The 2,283-nt window shown below is 33.4% G+C and carries 2 protein-coding genes; both read right to left on the bottom strand.

Going from position 1 to position 2,283, the window contains the following annotated elements; translation table 11 throughout:
* Nucleotides 1-129 precede the first annotated feature (129 nt).
* The gene (spoIID, locus tag VK998_RS06975) at nt 130-1,158 is read right to left on the bottom strand and encodes a stage II sporulation protein D (RefSeq protein WP_325226915.1); all 1,029 of its coding nucleotides are present in this window, start codon (nt 1,156-1,158) and stop codon (nt 130-132) included.
* Nucleotides 1,159-1,474: 316 nt separating this feature from the next.
* The coding region (murA, locus tag VK998_RS06980; RefSeq protein WP_325226917.1) for a UDP-N-acetylglucosamine 1-carboxyvinyltransferase at nt 1,475-2,283 on the bottom strand (809 nt) is incomplete at its 5' end.

Raw genomic sequence — 2,283 nt, forward strand, 5'->3', positions numbered from 1 at the left:
CTAATCTTTTTCTCATTCCCTCACCTCCATTAGGTATTATTTCCACTTTTATCTATTTAATACATAATATAAAGAAAATTTCACATAAAAAAATAGAGCGAACACAAAGGTCCACCCTATCCAAATTGTTCAATTGTCCATTGTAAAGGATCTTAATTCTACTCCCGTATAATAATGTTTAAGTATTGCTTCATAGCTTTTGTCTTTTTTAGCCATACCATTTGCTCCCCATTGGCTCATGCCTACACCATGACCATAACCTATAGTTTCAATATCAATAATATTAGTTTTTGGATTAAAGCTAATTTTGAAATTAGTTGAATTTAAATCAAATAACTCCCTTATTTCTTTACCATTTATCACTGATCCATCTATGGCTAGTTTTTTTATTCTTCCACTTTGGGTCTTTTCTACTAATTTTATTTTTTCACCTATATTATCCTTAGTGATATTTGAACCTGGATATTTTTTAATCAATTTATTGATAAATTCATCTCCTGTCATGGTGATTAGACTTCTAAATTTAGGTGCTTCTTCTTCATAGGGACTTTCTACTGCTCTTAAATAAGGTAAATCCGTTGCAAATACATCTAAAGCATTTTCTGTCATACCGCCACTGGTAGAATGATATAATGGCTCTATAATCTCATCCCTATAATAAAGAACTTGCCCTTTAGTAGAGTCTACAGCTTCTTCAATTTTAGGCCAATATTTTTCTTCCCAATCTTTTGCATGTATGTTTTTTAACTCTTCCAATGTTAAATATGCTTGACAATGGATGCCTGTACAAAGAGGAGCCTCTATATGATCAGGATGGCCTTCTTTATAGTTTATTGTTCGGCTAATAGCATAGGTTCTACTGGCTACAGCTTGTGCTTTTAAAGCTTCAATATGGAACTCTGCTGGCATTTCTGCTGCTACTACCCCTTTTACATATTCTTCTAAAGCCATCTCTATAACTTGTTGGTTTCTTGTATCATATATTTTTATATACCCATCAAATTCTTCGTTTTCAGGAACTTCTTCTTCATGATATTCAATATTTTTTCTCCCCAGCTTGTTTTCTTTAGGAACAAAATTAAAAGTTTTAACTATTATGGAAGGTATTAAAATTATTACAATTAATACCACAATAGTATATATCCCAATTTTTTTCATCTCTTCCCCCTCTTACCTTTGGTATACAATATCATATGTTAGGAAAGATAGTTTTATAACAAGATTTAGGCATCTTCTATGCCAATTGTGAATTTTAAATTGTGAATTGTGAATGTTGGGAAGATCTACAGTCTTTCAAGATAATGCAATGATTAAATAAAGAAAGGGCGACATCTAGTCGCCCTGAAATTATTAAATATGTACTATTATAGTTATCGGAACGACACATAGGTCGTTCCCTACAATTGCGTATTAAATTGTGCATCGTGCATTGTACATTATACGTTGTGCATTATGCATTGGTCTGTTGCATTGATTATACTCTATATATTTTCGCACCTAATTTGCTAAGTTTTGTTTCTATATTATCATATCCTCTATCTATATGGTAAATATCTCCAATTTCTGTAACGCCATCAGAAACCAAACCAGCTAGTATAAGAGCAGCCCCTGCCCTTAAATCTGTGGCTTTTACTGGTGCAGACATTAAGCCATCCACTCCTTGGATTATTGCAGATCTACCGTCTATTTTAATATCTGCCCCCATCCTTTTTAACTCATCTACATGCATAAACCTATTTTCAAAGACTGTTTCGATAACTACACTTGTCCCTTTAGAAACACTCATAAGAGACATAAACTGGGCTTGCATATCCGTGGGAAATCCTGGATAAGGTAATGTTTTAATATCTACTGCTTTTATTTCTTCAGCTCCTATTACCCGAACTTTATCTCCATTTTCAAATATTTGACAACCAGCCTCTCTAAGTTTTGCAATTACCGGTTTAATATGACTAGTTATAACATTTTCCACTGTAATATCGCCTTTAGTAATAGCTGCCATAACCATAAAAGTTCCTGCTTCAATTCTATCTGGAATAATAGAATGGGTGGCTCCACCTAATTCCTTGACTCCTTTAATTCTAATGCTGCTGGTACCAGCTCCTTTAATATCTGCACCTAATTTGTTTAGAAAATTAGATAAATCAACTATTTCAGGTTCCATAGCCGCATTATCAATTATAGTTTCGCCTTCTGCCATTACTGCAGCCATCATAATATTTTCAGTAGCTCCCACACTAGGGAAGTCTAAATATATTCTATCTCCCACCAATTTATCTGCGT

Source organism: Schnuerera sp. (genome assembly GCF_035459645.1).
Classification (GTDB): Bacteria; Bacillota; Clostridia; order Tissierellales; family Tepidimicrobiaceae; genus Schnuerera.